Genomic DNA, 14,037 nt, shown 5'->3' with positions numbered 1-14,037 from the left:
AAGGGAGTTGGCAAAAACTGCATAAGAAAAAGGTATGAAAGACAACTTGTGATATAGTTCACTGCTCTTTGTTGAGTAATAATTTTATTGCAAATTTAGCAATTTAAAGTCGATAGCTATCGTTATAGCTTAAATGACGGACGTTAGAATAAAGGAATCCATTCAGTGAAACGTTTAGAGCTAAGTGCAGGATTATCAAGCAGACCGCTACTGGCTCAGATCAAGTCCAATCATTATACCATTCAAGCCAAACTTAGCTTGTTGCTTACCTGTCTGTTTATTGCGATAACCGGATGGATACTTGGCAAAATTGTGTGGTTAGCCATACCTCAATCGTCGGAAGTGCCGCAATGGCGTCCATCGGCGAGTAGCGTTGCTGCGAGCAATAAAGGCGACGCGATAGATTTTAATGCCCTTCAGAATGCCAACCTATTCGGTAAATACACTGAGCAAAAAGCGGCGGTTGTAGAACTGCCTATTGTTAAAGACGCCCCTAAGACGCGCCTTAACCTTACGCTGGTCGGTGCGGTTGCAAGTAGTGATGCCAACACCAGCCTTGCTGTTATTGCTAACCGAGGTAAGCAAGCTACGTACGGTTTGGGTGAAGAAATCGAAGGGACACGTGCGACACTAAAAGCGGTATTGGTGGATCGCGTCATCATTGATAACCAAGGTCGAGACGAGACCTTAATGATGGAAGGTATAGAATATAAGAAGCTATCTGAATCGCCGCAGGTAGCTAGGGCGCAAGCTCAGCGAGCAGAAGCAGCGACGTCTGACGTTGGAGAGAAATTAGAGCAAATCCGCGAGGAAATTGCGAAAGATCCACAAAGCGTTTTTAAATACATCACCATTTCACCCGTCAAAAAAGACGGAGACATTGTTGGTTATCGAGTATCACCTGGTCGTGATGCCGCATTATTTAATGATGTAGGGCTACAACCTGGCGATATTGCGGTTCAACTGAACGGGATCGATTTAAGTGACCCGTCTTCTTCAGTACAACTGATGCAAGTGATGAGCGATCCGCAAGAATTAAATTTAACTGTTGAGCGAGACGGCCAACAGTACGATATCTATATCCAATTGTAAGACTTAGGCAACCGGCGTAAGTTCAGGGAGACATACGTGAAACATTGGTTCAGCAAAAGTGCTTGGCTACTAGCAGGAAGTTTACTCTGCGTACCAGGTGCAATGGCAAACGAATTTAGTGCGAGCTTTAAAGGCACTGATATTCAAGAATTCATCAACATAGTTGGTCGTAACCTCGAAAAGACCATCATTGTTGATCCTTCAGTACGCGGTAAAATCGATGTCCGCAGCTATGACGTTCTTAACGAAGAGCAATACTACAGCTTTTTCCTTAATGTCCTTGAAGTATACGGTTACGCAGTCGTAGAAATGGACAATGGGGTACTTAAGGTTATCAAAGCAAAAGACTCAAAAACCTCAGCAATCCCTGTGTTAGGTGATGGCAGCGCGCAAGGCGATAGTGTTATCACTCGAGTTGTCGCGGTGCGTAATGTGTCGGTTCGAGAGTTGTCTCCTCTACTTCGTCAACTGATTGATAATGCCGGTGCCGGTAACGTGGTTCATTATGATCCAGCGAATATTATCTTGATTACTGGTCGTGCGGCAGTAGTGAATCGCTTAGCAGAGATCATCAAGCGTGTTGACCAAGCCGGTGATAAAGAAATTGAATTGGTGGAGCTGCGTAATGCATCTGCTGCTGAAATGGTACGCATTGTCGAAGCACTGAATAAAAGTGCGAATCAGAAAAGCACGCCAGAGTTCCTTGAACCTAAAATTGTGGCCGATGAACGTACTAACGCGATTTTAATTTCTGGTGATCCAAAAGTAAGAGCCCGCTTGAAACGTTTGATTCGTCAACTTGATGTTGAAATGGCGACAAAAGGTAACAACCGAGTTGTGTACCTGAAAAATGCGAAAGCTGAAGACTTGGTGGATGTATTGAAAGGTGTTTCCGATAACCTGCAAGCTGAAAAGCAAGCTGGTCAGAAAACATCAGGTGCATCGCGTGGTGAGGTCGTCATTGCTGCTCACGCTGCAACTAACTCGTTAGTTTTAACAGCGCCACCAGATATTATGATGGCATTACAAGACGTCATTTCTCAACTCGATATTCGTCGTGCTCAGGTTCTTATTGAAGCGTTAATTGTCGAAATGTCTGAAGGTGATGGTATTAACCTAGGTGTTCAGTGGGGTTCATTAGAAACGGGTGCTGTAATTCAGTACGGTAACTCAGGAGCCCCGATTGGTCAGGTGATGGTTGGTTTAGAAGAAGCAAAAGATCAAACCCGCACTGAATACTATACCAACTCTAATGGCGAACGAACGCCATATGATGTTACTGAATCAGGTGACTACTCTACGCTAGCGTCAGCGCTTAGCGGAGTAAATGGTGCGGCAATGAGTATTGTCATGGGTGACTGGACAGCGCTAATTAGTGCTGTTGCTTCTGACTCCAACTCAAACATTCTATCTTCTCCGAGTATTACCGTAATGGATAATGGCGAAGCATCATTTATTGTGGGTGAAGAGGTTCCGGTTATTACGGGCTCTACGGCTGGCTCAAACAACGACAACCCATTCCAAACGGTTGACCGTAAAGAAGTCGGTATCAAACTCAAAGTAGTGCCACAAATTAACGAAGGTGACTCTGTACAGTTAAACATTGAACAAGAAGTTTCCAACGTATTAGGCGCAAACGGTGCGGTTGACGTTCGCTTTGCTAAACGACAGTTAAACACCTCTGTCATGATCCAAGATGGTCAGATGTTGGTTCTTGGTGGTTTGGTCGATGAACGCGCACTTGAAAGTGAGTCTAAAGTGCCGCTATTGGGTGACATTCCGGTACTGGGTCACCTGTTCAAGTCAACTAGCACGCAAACAGAAAAACGTAACTTGATGGTGTTCATCAAGCCGACGATTATTCGCGATGGTGTGACGGCTGACGGTATTACGCAGCGTAAATACAACTTTATTCGCGCAGAACAGCTTTATAAAGCGGATCAAGGGTTGAAGTTGATGGCAGACGAGAAGATCCCGGTTATGCCAGCCTTTGGCCAGGAGCGTCAGCACCCAACAGAGATTCAAGCGTTTATTGATCAAATGGAAAACAACTAATGGTTGATATGTTAGACACAGCGCCAAGTATGCGTCGTCTGCCATTCAGTTTTGCCAACCGCTTTAAACTGGTGCTGGAGACAGAGCATCCTGAGCGTCCACCTATTCTTTACTATGTCGAGCCGCTTAACCCTGCGGCTCTGGTTGAAGTCCGTCGTGTATTAAAGAAAAGCTTCGTACCGCAACCTATCGATAAAGAAGCCTTTGATAAAAAGCTGACCGAAGCATATCAACGCGACTCGTCTGAAGCGCGTCAGTTGATGGAAGATATTGGTGCTGATAGCGATGATTTCTTCTCTTTGGCTGAAGAACTGCCGCACGATGAAGACTTATTAGAATCGGAAGACGATGCGCCAATCATCAAATTGATCAACGCCATGTTGGGCGAAGCGATCAAAGAAGGTGCGTCGGATATTCATATTGAGACGTTCGAGAAAACCCTTTCGATTCGTTTCCGTGTCGATGGCGTATTGCGTGAAGTTCTGACCCCAAGTCGTAAGTTAGCGCCTTTGCTAGTTTCTCGTGTGAAGGTTATGGCTAAACTAGATATCGCAGAAAAGCGTGTGCCTCAAGATGGCCGTATTTCGTTGCGTATCGGTGGTCGTGCGGTGGACGTGCGTGTATCTACGATGCCGTCCTCACATGGTGAGCGCGTGGTAATGCGTTTGTTGGATAAAAACGCGACTCGTCTTGATTTACATAGTTTGGGCATGACACCTTCAGTGCATGACAACTTCCGTCACTTGATTGGCCGCCCTCACGGTATCATCTTGGTGACGGGCCCGACAGGTTCTGGTAAATCAACCACCTTGTACGCTGGCTTGCAAGAGATCAATAGCAACGAACGCAACATTTTAACGGTTGAAGACCCGATCGAATTTGATATTGATGGCATCGGTCAAACTCAGGTGAACCCAAAGGTTGACATGACTTTTGCGCGTGGTTTGCGTGCCATTCTGCGTCAGGACCCGGATGTGGTGATGGTCGGTGAGATCCGTGACTTAGAAACCGCACAAATTGCAGTGCAAGCGTCCTTAACGGGTCACTTGGTAATGTCTACTCTCCACACCAACACCGCAGTGGGTGCGATTACGCGTCTACGTGATATGGGTATTGAGCCATTCCTTATTTCTTCTTCGTTATTAGGGGTGCTAGCGCAGCGCTTAGTTCGAACGCTTTGTCCAAGCTGTAAAGAGCCGTATGAAGCCGATGCGGAACAGAAAAAACTGTTTGGTATGGAAGCGCATGAACCGTTAGAACTGCACCGAGCAAAAGGCTGTGAAGCGTGTAACCAAAAAGGCTACCGAGGTCGAACAGGTATCCACGAGCTCATTATGGTTGATGAGCAAGTACAAGAGTTGATTCACCGAGAGTCTGGTGAGCAAGAAATTGAGAGAGCCGTTCGCGCCCATACGCCAAGTATTCGCAGCGATGGTTTAAGCAAAGTGCGTCGTGGCATTACGTCACTTGAAGAAGTGATGCGAGTGACGAAGGAAACCTAATGGCGGCATTTGAGTACAAAGCGCTAGATGCAAAAGGCAAGCATAAAAAAGGCACGATAGAAGGGGACAACGCCCGACAAGTGCGCCAGCGACTCAAAGAGCAAGGGATGATCCCGATTGAAGTGGTTGAGACGAAAGCTAAATCGGCTAAGTCTTCAGGTTCAGTCAGCTTTAAGCGCGGCGTCTCAACATCTGAGCTGGCACTCATCACACGGCAATTGTCTACGCTAGTCCAATCAGGTATGCCTTTGGAAGAGTGTTTGCGTGCGGTCTCTGAGCAGGCTGAAAAGCCGAGGATTCGTTCTATGTTGGCTGCGGTTCGCTCGAAAGTAACCGAGGGTTATCCGCTCGCCGACAGTTTTGCCGATTACCCACACGTGTTTGATGAACTGTACCGCTCTATGGTTGCGGCGGGCGAAAAATCAGGTCACCTCGATACCGTATTAGAGCGTTTGGCAGACTATGTCGAAAACCGCCAAAAGATGCGATCTAAATTGCTTCAAGCCATGATTTATCCTGTAGTTTTGGTGGTATTCGCGGTTGTCATCGTTTCGTTCTTATTGGCGACAGTGGTTCCTAAAATCATTGAACCCATCATTCAGATGGGCCAAGAGTTACCTCAATCGACGCAATTTTTACTGGCAGCCAGTGAGTTTGTGCAAGATTGGGGGCTGATTATTTTCGTTGTGCTGGTGGCGCTTTTCTATGGCCTCAAACTGGCGTTGCAAAAGCCAGACTTTCGCTTAGCTTGGGACAGAAAAATCTTGAGCTTACCGCTAATAGGTAAGATCTCTCGAGGTTTGAATACCGCACGATTCGCACGAACACTTTCGATCTGTACTTCCAGTGCGATTCCAATTCTCGAGGGTATGCGCGTTGCGGTAGATGTTATGTCTAACCGTTATGTGAAGCAGCAAGTCTTGCTTGCAGCGGATAACGTCCGAGAGGGCGCTAGTTTGCGTAAGGCGTTGGACCAAACTCGCTTGTTTCCACCAATGATGCTACACATGATCGCCAGTGGTGAGCAAAGTGGTGAATTAGAGAGCATGTTGACGCGGGCAGCCGATAACCAAGATCAAAACTTTGAATCAACAGTCAATATTGCTCTGGGTGTGTTTACTCCTGCGCTGATTGCATTAATGGCTGGATTAGTGTTGTTCATTGTGATGGCGACCTTGATGCCAATGCTAGAAATGAATAACTTGATGAGCGGATAATTTCGAATTAAGACGTGTCTACTAACGGCATGGCTTTAATCTAACTTTCGGAGAAAAAAATGAAGTTTAAGCGTAGTAAACAACAGGGTTTTACACTTTTAGAAGTGATGGTTGTTGTAGTTATCCTGGGTATTTTGGCAAGTTTTGTTGTTCCAAACCTATTGGGTAACAAAGAGAAGGCAGACCAACAAAAAGCGATTACGGACATTGTCGCGTTGGAAAATGCCTTAGATATGTACAAGTTGGACAACAGCGTTTACCCAACAACGGACCAAGGTCTAGAAGCATTGGTTAGCAAGCCATCTAACCCAGAGCCACGCAACTACCGTGATGGTGGTTACATCAAACGTCTTCCTAATGACCCTTGGGGCAACCAGTACCAATACTTAAGCCCAGGTGATAACGGTACAATCGATATCTTCACTCTAGGCGCAGATGGCCAAGAGGGTGGAGAAGGTCCAGCTGCAGATATTGGCAACTGGAACATGCAAGACTTCCAATAATTGAGCCTAAGCCAGCACTAATGAAACAAATGCGAAAACATAACGGTTTTACATTGATAGAAATTCTATTGGTGCTGGTTTTGCTATCTCTTACGGCTGTGGCCGTGATCTCGACGTTACCGACTAGCCAAAAAGATCTTTCCAAACAGTATGCTCAAAGCTTTTTTCAGCGTTTACAGCTGCTCAATGAAGAAGCGGTGCTGAGCGGTAAAGATTTTGGCGTTCGAGTGGATGATGCCAAATCGACCTACGCTCTACTGAGTTTAACCTCAGAAGGTTGGCAGCCTCTGAAATTAAAGCAGATTCCGAGCAAAACCAAGCTAGAAGAAGATATTACGCTACAACTCGAGCTCGGAGGTGGTGCTTGGGATAATGATGAGCGCTTATTCAAACCAGGTTCTCTTTTTGATGAAGACATGTTCGCAGAAGAAGAGGACGAAAAGAAAATTGAGCCACCGCAAGTGTTTATCTTTTCCAGCGCCGAAGTCACGCCATTTACCCTGTCTTTTTTTCCGCAAAATGGTGATGCCTTTAATGACGGTTGGCGAGTCATTGGCAAAGAAAGTGGACAAATTTTGTTATTAGCTCCGGGCGAAGAAGTGAAAGAGGATGAGAATGCGCAATTTTAAGCAAGCTCGCCCAAATTTGAGTCATCGCCGGACGAGAGGCATGACCTTACTGGAAGTATTGGTCGCACTGGCAATTTTCGCTACCGCTGCCATCAGTGTCATTCGCTCTGTGAGCCAGCATATTAATACAATCAGTTATCTAGAAGAAAAAATGTTTGCAGCCATGGTTGTGGATAATCAGATGGCAAATGTGATGTTGAATACCGGAGAACTCAAAGCGAAAAACGGCACAGAAGAGCTGGCAGGACGCACTTGGTTCTGGAAAGTCACGCCAGTCGCCACGACGCAGCCATTGCTGAAAGCATTTGATGTGAGCGTCTCGGTAGAGAAAAGCGCGAGCCCTGTAGTAACGGTACGAAGCTATGTGGCGCAATAATCATCTCCGCGCAAACACGCGCCAAAGGGTAAAAGGTTTTACACTTATTGAAGTGTTGGTATCGATTGCCATCTTTGCCAGTTTAAGTGTCGCAGCGTACCAAGTGGTATCGCAAGTACAGCGTAGCAATGCGCTATCACAAGAACGAACCCAACGCTTAAACGAAATTCAGCGTGCCATGGTTATGATGGATAACGATTTTCGTCAAATGGCGATGCGTCAAACACGTACTAATGGTGAAGAGCCTGCTAGCCGGCTAATTTTTTGGTCCGATTACCTGTTGGACTCCGATACTAAAGGGCTGATGTTTGCCCGTTTAGGTTGGCACAATCCTCAGCAGCAGTTCCCTCGTGGAGAAGTAACCAAGGTTGGCTATCGCTTAAAAGAAGAAACACTGCAGCGAGTATGGTGGCGCTATCCTGATACGCCGGTTGGGCAACAAGGTACTGTTACTCCATTGCTAACGCAGGTCGAGTCATTTGATATGCGTTTCTATGATGGTAAGCAATGGAAAAAAGAGTGGGCTGAAGAAAAAGCGCTGCCGAAAGCGGTTTCTGTTGTTCTCACTCTCAAAGACTATGGAGAAATTGCCCGCACTTATCTCACTCCTGATGGCACATTGAGTCAGAAAGAGGAAAGTTCAGGAGACAGCAATAATGGTTAACCGTCAGCGCGGTGTTGCTTTGATTATAGTGTTGATGTTGCTGGCGATTATGGCGACGGTTGCCGCCAGCATGTCGGAACGTTTGTTCTTACAGTTTCAGCGAGGCGCTAATCAAATCAATTACCAGCAAGCGTACTGGTACAGCCTTGGCGTCGAGGCGCTAGCAAAAGTGGGTATCGAACAAAGTTATAAAGACACCGACACGATTAATATGAGTCAACCGTGGGCGATAAAAGAGCAAGTCTATCCGTTAGATTATGGTCAAGCGGCGGGACGAATTAGAGACAAGCAAGCGTGCTTTAATCTAAATGTATTGAGTCGTGTGCAACCAACGGGTCAGCAAATTACAAGACCATATTTAGTGAATGTATTGCAGCGCCTATTAGAAGAGTTGGATGTCGAGCCATATCAAGCAGAAATCATTGCAGACTCTACTTGGGAATACATTGATGCTGATGACTCTGTCCGTTCGACTACTGGGGTTGAAGACAGCACATATGAAGCGATGAAACCTTCCTATTTGGCATCAAATGGTTGGATGGCAGATGCTTCCGAGTTACGGGCTGTCTATCAGGTGAGTGGTGAAATTTTCCAAAAATTGGAGCCGTTGGTCTGTGCATTGCCAAGTGATGACTGGCGTTTAAACGTGAATACGATTGATGTTGAGCAAACTCCGATTTTGGTGGCAATGTTCTCACCAAACTTAAGCAGTAGTGATGCGATTCAGCTAATTGAAAAACGCCCATTTGATGGGTGGGATAGCATTGATGAATTTTTAGCAGAGTCAGAAATGGCTGGCTTAAGTGAAGATGTAAAGAAAAACGCCAAAGGCTATTTGGGTGTGGATAGCGCCTTTTTTGAATTGGATGCACAAGTGTTGGTGGATGAATCACGTGTACGTATCCGAAGCCTTTTGCAAAGTACAAATAGAGAAACGGTGACCGTAGTTCGCCGTCGTTTTGGAGGGATCAGTGAGCGAGTTTCTGACCGTTCGGCTGAGTAGCGAACAACAAAGTACCATTCCTTGGGTGGTGTGGTCGACAGATCAACAGGAAGTGATTGCTAGCGGTGAAATCGCCGGGTGGGAACACTTAGATGAATTGGTCTCATATGCTGGTCAGCGCCAAGTTGTGGCGCTGTTGGCGAGTAATGATGTGGTCCTGACGCAAGTGGATATACCGCCTGGTGCAACACGCCAATTCGAGGCGATGTTACCGTACTTAGTGGAAGACGAAGTTGCTCAGGACGTTGATGGCCTGCACTTTAGCGTGTTGGGTAAACAAGCGGATAAAGCGCAGATTTGCGCAGTTGAACGTGCTTGGATTCAGACTGTACTGCAACGTTTCTCAAGCCAAGGTATCGCCATTAAACGCATTTTACCCGATGTGCTTGCGTTACCGGTTCGTGGAGATCACAGCAGTGCTGCAATGATTGGCGAGCAATGGCTAATTCGTCACTCTGTGACAGAGGGCGCGGTTGTCGACGCTTCTTGGTTAGACCTTTACCTCTCTTCTTATCTACAAAATCATGAAGGTTGGAAGCTCGATTGCTATAGCTCGGTCCCGGAATCTGCGTTACCTGAAATATGGGAGCCGCAACCAGAAGAAATGACGATGGCTTTACTGGCGAAGGGGGTGACAGAAAGCAAAGTCAATTTGCTGACTGGGATCTTCAAGCCGAAATCTTCTTGGGGTAAATACTGGAAGCTCTGGCAAAAAGCCACCATTGCTGCGGGGGTGCTTATCGTTGTCATGGTTGCGCAGCAGTTGCTCGTGGTCCACAAGTACGAAGCACAAGCTCAAGCGTATCGTGAGGAGAGTGAGCGTATTTTCCGCCAAGTGTTCCCAAATAAAAGACGCATTCCTACCGTTAGTTACCTCAAACGACAAATGGATGATGAAGAGCGCCGCTTATCTGGTGGAGGTGGTCAGCAGGCAATGTTGTCATGGTTGGCGGCATTACCCGCGACGCTTGGTCAGGTCAGCGACTTGGAGATCACTAGCTTTAAATACGACGGACAACGTGGCGAAGTACGTATTCAGGCTCGTAGTTCAGACTTCCAACCTTTTGAGCAGGCTCGTGTGAAATTGGCAGAGAAGTTTAATGTTGAGCAAGGTCAGTTGAACCGTAGCGATAACGTTGTGGTTGGCAGCTTTGTTTTGAAGCGTTTGTGAGGTGATGATGAAAAATTTAATTTCTCAAGCTCAGGTTTGGTGGAGCAGCATCTCGCAGCGTGAGCAGCGTTTGGTCATGGGATGTGGCGCTATTGCCGTTATCGGTATTATTTATTGGGGTTTATTACAACCAATGAGTCAAAGTGCGGAGCTAGCTCAGTCACGTATTCAAAGTGAAAAGCAGTTGCTAGCTTGGGTACAAGATAAAGCGGATGGCATCACTGCACTGCGAAAAAGCAGCGGTGTGAGCTACTCTAGTCAACCGTTGAATCAGTTGGTTTCTTCTTCAGCTCGTCGTTATAAAGTTGAGTTGATTCGAGTACAACCTCGTAATGAGAGCGTTCAAGTGTGGATCAAACCACTCGCGTTTAATCAACTAGTGGATTGGTTACGTTACTTGAAAGAGCAACAGGGTATTGAAGTCGAATTTTTAGATATCGACCGAACAGAGCAAGCGGGCATGATCGATGTAAACCGCCTTCAGTTTAAGCGAGGTTAAGGTGAAGCGAGCAGTACTTTACGTTGTTATCTTTATCGTCTTTTTTTCAGTCAGTCTTTTAATGGGATTACCAGTCTCTTGGGTGTTACAACAAGCACCAACAGTGAGAGGCCTGGACATTCAAGGAACCAACGGTTCGGTATGGCAAGGTCAAGCTTCTAGTATTCGTTGGCAGCGCCAGAACCTTGGAGAAGTTAATTGGGATTTCCAATGGTCGAGTCTACTGACAGGTAAAGCTGAGTTTGCTGTGCGCTTTGGTCGTGGTAGTGAAATAGACGTCCGTGGGCGCGGTTTTGTCGGCTATAGCTTAAGTGATGGCCCTTATGCCAATAACTTAGTTGCCTCGATTCCGGCGGTAAAAGTTGTTGAGCAAGCGCGCCTCCCTGTGCCTGTTGGTGTTGATGGGCAGCTTGAGCTGAATATTCGTCATGCGACTTATGCTGCGCCTTGGTGTAAGAACGGTGAAGGCACTTTAGTATGGAATGCCAGTGGTATTCAAAGCCCCGTTGGCAGCTTAGATCTCGGTCCTGTGATTGCCGATATAAACTGTCAGGATAGTGCATTGACGGCAACTGGTGAGCAGAGCAGCAAACAAGTCTCTGCGGCGTTTTCCGCTGAACTGATGCCTAATCAACGGTACTCAACCAAAGCGTGGTTCAAACCTGGTGCAGAGTTCCCATCCAGCATGGGGGAGCAACTGAAATGGTTGGGTAAGCCGAATGCTCAAGGTCAATATGAGTTTAACTACCAAGGGCGCTTCTAACCTATCGTGACAAAATCCAATATCTTAAAAGAGCTGCTATTGTGCAGCTCTTTTTGCTTTTGGATCATTGTAAGCTAAAACCTCTATTCGCTGTACATTGGGAATGAATGGAAATTTAAAACCATGATTTTTAATTGATTTGTTTTCTTTCGTTCAGCTTTACAGGCAATTGGAACATAGTAGGCCAAATACTCCAAGTGCTGTACAGAAGGTCAAAAAGAAAAGGCCACGAAGATATTCGTGGCCTTTCTATTGCTAGAATTTTGTGCTCTAAATTTTACCGATAGGGCGCTTAATCTTTGCGTTGTAAAATCTCATTCCAAGGTAAATCCGCATCACCAAGAACAATAAAATTCGGGTTTTCTAGTGTTTCCCGCTCGTTATATGACAGCGGTTCTAATTGCGTGCTGAGAATACGTCCGCCAGCTTCTTCAACAATGCATTGTGTCGCAGCGGTGTCCCACTCACCTGTTGGACCTAGTCGGAGATAGCAATCTACCGCCCCTTCCGCGACGAGGCATGCTTTCAATGCCGCAGAACCGAGCGGTATTAAGTCGTAATTCCAGGCGCTGCTCATACGGTTAGTAATACGATTGATGTCTTGGCGACGACTAATAGCAATTGCGATGCTTTGCTCTGGCTGTTCGTGTTTGTGTGTATGGATTTTGACGCTGTCCGACATGTCGGGAATTTTCCAGGCGCCTTTGCCATTATAAGCGTAGTAAGTCACGCCAGATACAGGACCGTAAACGACGCCCATGGTTGGTCGATTGTTGTCGACCAACGCGATAATAGTGGCAAAGTCACCACTGCGAGCGATGAATTCTTGAGTACCATCAAGAGGGTCGACTAACCAATAACGTTCCCACTGAGCGCGTTGCTCTAAGCTTATGTCTGCGTCTTCTTCTGACAACACGGGAATATCAGGCGTCAGATCACTCAAGCGTTCAGTGATGAACTTGTGAGCTGCAATATCCGCACTTGTTACGGGAGTTTCGTCACTTTTGGTGTAGGCCTCGTATTGTTTCTTTTCATATATTTCGAGGATCATTTGCCCAGCACTGCGGGCAATCTCGATGACTTGAGGAAGTAGGTGAGATAGATCTTTTGTCATTGGCATAAGTGATAGTCCTTACTCACAGTGTTATTCGGTTCTAATGACCGTTATTGGTTATGCTTGTGAGTGGTGTTTGGTAAGTGTTTCAGTGCCAACATTAGCGCTGTGATGCTTCGTGCTTCACAGAAATCCATGTGAGTTAATAACTCTTCGGCTTGCGCAAGTGGCCAACGCACAATTTCCAGTGGTTCAGGCTCATCGCCTTCTTGCTTCTCTGGATAAAGCGCCTGTCCTAAAAATAGAGTCATTTTGCTCGAAAAGTAAGATGGCGCGAGGATAACTTGTTTCAACGGGGTTAACTGATTACAGCCAAAGCCGATTTCTTCTTTTAACTCACGATCCGCAGCTTGGTGTGGTGTTTCTCCTGGGTCAATCAGCCCTTTTGGGAAACCTAGCTCGTAACGTTCAGTTCCAGCGGCGTATTCACGCACCAGTAATAAATCGCCTTGTTCTGTTACAGGAACCACCATTACAGCATCTCGTCCACTTGGCTTCATACGCTCATAAGTACGATGCTCACCATTGGAAAAACGAAGGTCGAGCGCTTCCACAGCAAACAGTTTGGATTTTGCAACCGTCTGGCATGAGAGTATCTCTGGTGGGGTTCGTTTCGGCATGACGCTGGCTCCTTGGTGTCGTTGGCGTTTACGAGATGCGTAAGATTCTTAATATATGAGAACTCCGCCTGAGTTTCTAGCGGATTTTACGAGTCGAGCTAAGCATCTCAGCATCACCTCAGTATCGATACAAAAATGGGAGACCGAAGCCTCCCATTTTCTGACAGTGTTTACTCTTAGTAGTAAGAGTGATCACCACGGTCATGTTCTGTTGCATCACGAACTGCGGTTAGTTCACCAATGAACTGGTTTAGCAGTTCTTTCTCGATGCCTTCTTTTAGTGTTACGTCAACCATAGAACAGCCATTACAACCGCCACCAAATGCAACAATCGCAACACCGTCTTCAGTGATCTCAACCAAGTTTACGTGACCACCGTGGCCAGCAAGCTGTGGGTTGACTTGAGTTTGGATAACGTACTCAACGCGCTCAACCAGTGGTGCGTCGTCCGCAACTTTACGCATTTTAGCGTTAGGTGCTTTTAGCGTTAGCTGAGAGCCCATTTTATCGGTAACAAAATCGATTTCAGCGTCTTCAAGGAACGGCAGGCTCAGCTCATCCACGTAAGCTGAAAAACCGCTGTAAGAGAGTTCAGTGTCGGTCGATTCTACTGCTTCTGGTGGGCAGTAAGACACGCCACACTCAGCGTTTTGTGTACCTGGGTTCACAACAAAAATACGAATGTTAGTGCCTTCAGGTTGTTGACCTAAAAGGTTAGCGAAATGCGTTTGCGCAGTTTCTGTAATAGTAATATTTGACACGACGAATACCCGAGTAAATTTGTAGGTTACTGCTGCTATTCTACTCTTGTTGACGTATGGATCTAGTC

Annotated in this window: 15 protein-coding genes; 12 read left to right on the top strand and 3 right to left on the bottom strand. The window is 46.3% G+C overall.

The window, feature by feature from the left end:
- Window positions 1–165 precede the first annotated feature (165 nt).
- From gspC to R7Q39_RS07455, 12 genes are read left to right on the top strand one after another with little or no spacing between them, the layout of a single operon-like run.
- Complete coding sequence (gene gspC, locus R7Q39_RS07510; RefSeq protein ID WP_213899387.1) at window positions 166–1,092, top strand: type II secretion system protein GspC; 927 nt, start codon at window positions 166–168, stop codon at window positions 1,090–1,092.
- A gap of 36 nt (window positions 1,093–1,128) precedes the next feature.
- Entirely contained in the window at window positions 1,129–3,147 is a 2,019-nt protein-coding gene (gene gspD / locus R7Q39_RS07505) for a type II secretion system secretin GspD (RefSeq protein ID WP_005379295.1), read from the top strand.
- Complete coding sequence (gene gspE / locus R7Q39_RS07500) at window positions 3,147–4,649, top strand: type II secretion system ATPase GspE (RefSeq protein ID WP_005379296.1); 1,503 nt, start codon at window positions 3,147–3,149, stop codon at window positions 4,647–4,649. The genes gspD and gspE overlap by 1 nt, the downstream gene beginning before the upstream one ends.
- Window positions 4,649–5,866, top strand: coding sequence for a type II secretion system inner membrane protein GspF (gene gspF, locus R7Q39_RS07495; protein WP_005379297.1), 1,218 nt, complete (start codon window positions 4,649–4,651; stop codon window positions 5,864–5,866). Before gspE ends, gspF begins: the two co-directional genes overlap by 1 nt.
- Before the next feature lie 59 nt (window positions 5,867–5,925).
- On the top strand, window positions 5,926–6,369 hold the full coding sequence (gspG, locus tag R7Q39_RS07490) for a type II secretion system major pseudopilin GspG (protein WP_005379298.1): 444 nt from the start codon (window positions 5,926–5,928) through the stop codon (window positions 6,367–6,369).
- Window positions 6,370–6,398: 29 nt separating this feature from the next.
- Window positions 6,399–6,998 (top strand): prepilin-type N-terminal cleavage/methylation domain-containing protein, encoded by a 600-nt coding sequence (locus R7Q39_RS07485; protein WP_017635010.1) that lies wholly within the window; start codon window positions 6,399–6,401, stop codon window positions 6,996–6,998.
- Complete coding sequence (gspI, locus tag R7Q39_RS07480; RefSeq protein ID WP_017635009.1) at window positions 6,985–7,374, top strand: type II secretion system minor pseudopilin GspI; 390 nt, start codon at window positions 6,985–6,987, stop codon at window positions 7,372–7,374. Before R7Q39_RS07485 ends, gspI begins: the two co-directional genes overlap by 14 nt.
- Entirely contained in the window at window positions 7,361–8,038 is a 678-nt protein-coding gene (gspJ, locus tag R7Q39_RS07475; protein WP_132936677.1) for a type II secretion system minor pseudopilin GspJ, read from the top strand. The genes gspI and gspJ overlap by 14 nt, the downstream gene beginning before the upstream one ends.
- Window positions 8,031–9,041, top strand: a complete 1,011-nt coding sequence (gspK, locus tag R7Q39_RS07470) for a type II secretion system minor pseudopilin GspK (RefSeq protein ID WP_005382999.1) — start codon at window positions 8,031–8,033, stop codon at window positions 9,039–9,041. The genes gspJ and gspK overlap by 8 nt, the downstream gene beginning before the upstream one ends.
- Entirely contained in the window at window positions 9,010–10,212 is a 1,203-nt protein-coding gene (gspL, locus tag R7Q39_RS07465) for a type II secretion system protein GspL (RefSeq protein WP_053303405.1), read from the top strand. The genes gspK and gspL overlap by 32 nt, the downstream gene beginning before the upstream one ends.
- A gap of 7 nt (window positions 10,213–10,219) precedes the next feature.
- Complete coding sequence (locus R7Q39_RS07460; RefSeq protein WP_047103746.1) at window positions 10,220–10,711, top strand: type II secretion system protein M; 492 nt, start codon at window positions 10,220–10,222, stop codon at window positions 10,709–10,711.
- Between the two features lies 1 nt (window position 10,712).
- On the top strand, window positions 10,713–11,474 hold the full coding sequence (locus R7Q39_RS07455; RefSeq protein WP_318075970.1) for a type II secretion system protein N: 762 nt from the start codon (window positions 10,713–10,715) through the stop codon (window positions 11,472–11,474).
- Window positions 11,475–11,766: 292 nt separating this feature from the next.
- Here the strand turns inward: R7Q39_RS07455 and cysQ are convergent, their stop codons facing one another.
- From cysQ to nfuA, 3 genes are all read right to left on the bottom strand, one after another.
- Entirely contained in the window at window positions 11,767–12,594 is an 828-nt protein-coding gene (gene cysQ, locus R7Q39_RS07450) for a 3'(2'),5'-bisphosphate nucleotidase CysQ (RefSeq protein WP_005379308.1), read from the bottom strand.
- A 44-nt stretch (window positions 12,595–12,638) separates the two neighbouring features.
- On the bottom strand, window positions 12,639–13,208 hold the full coding sequence (gene nudE, locus R7Q39_RS07445; RefSeq protein WP_005379309.1) for an ADP compounds hydrolase NudE: 570 nt from the start codon (window positions 13,206–13,208) through the stop codon (window positions 12,639–12,641).
- Between the two features lie 176 nt (window positions 13,209–13,384).
- The gene (gene nfuA, locus R7Q39_RS07440; protein WP_005379313.1) at window positions 13,385–13,969 is read right to left on the bottom strand and encodes a Fe-S biogenesis protein NfuA; all 585 of its coding nucleotides are present in this window, start codon (window positions 13,967–13,969) and stop codon (window positions 13,385–13,387) included.
- Between the last annotated feature and the right edge of the window lie 68 nt (window positions 13,970–14,037).

Source organism: Vibrio sp. 947, from assembly GCF_033339115.1.
Classification (GTDB): domain Bacteria; phylum Pseudomonadota; class Gammaproteobacteria; order Enterobacterales; family Vibrionaceae; genus Vibrio; species Vibrio alginolyticus.
The sequence above is the reverse complement of the archived record's forward strand: the minus strand, read 5'-3'. Positions and strand labels throughout refer to the sequence as shown.

Bases quoted from the DNA above. Each gene is read 5' to 3' on its own strand.
- gspK (WP_005382999.1), top strand. From the start codon at position 8,031: ATGGTTAACCGTCAGCGCGGTGTTGCTTTGATTATAGTGTTGATGTTG.
- R7Q39_RS07460 (WP_047103746.1), top strand. From the start codon at position 10,220: ATGAAAAATTTAATTTCTCAAGCTCAGGTTTGGTGGAGCAGCATCTCG.
- gspF (WP_005379297.1), top strand. From the start codon at position 4,649: ATGGCGGCATTTGAGTACAAAGCGCTAGATGCAAAAGGCAAGCATAAA.
- gspE (WP_005379296.1), top strand. From the start codon at position 3,147: ATGGTTGATATGTTAGACACAGCGCCAAGTATGCGTCGTCTGCCATTC.
- gspI (WP_017635009.1), top strand. From the start codon at position 6,985: ATGCGCAATTTTAAGCAAGCTCGCCCAAATTTGAGTCATCGCCGGACG.
- nudE (WP_005379309.1), bottom strand. From the start codon at position 13,208: ATGCCGAAACGAACCCCACCAGAGATACTCTCATGCCAGACGGTTGCA.
- gspG (WP_005379298.1), top strand. From the start codon at position 5,926: ATGAAGTTTAAGCGTAGTAAACAACAGGGTTTTACACTTTTAGAAGTG.
- cysQ (WP_005379308.1), bottom strand. From the start codon at position 12,594: ATGCCAATGACAAAAGATCTATCTCACCTACTTCCTCAAGTCATCGAG.
- gspJ (WP_132936677.1), top strand. From the start codon at position 7,361: ATGTGGCGCAATAATCATCTCCGCGCAAACACGCGCCAAAGGGTAAAA.
- R7Q39_RS07485 (WP_017635010.1), top strand. From the start codon at position 6,399: ATGCGAAAACATAACGGTTTTACATTGATAGAAATTCTATTGGTGCTG.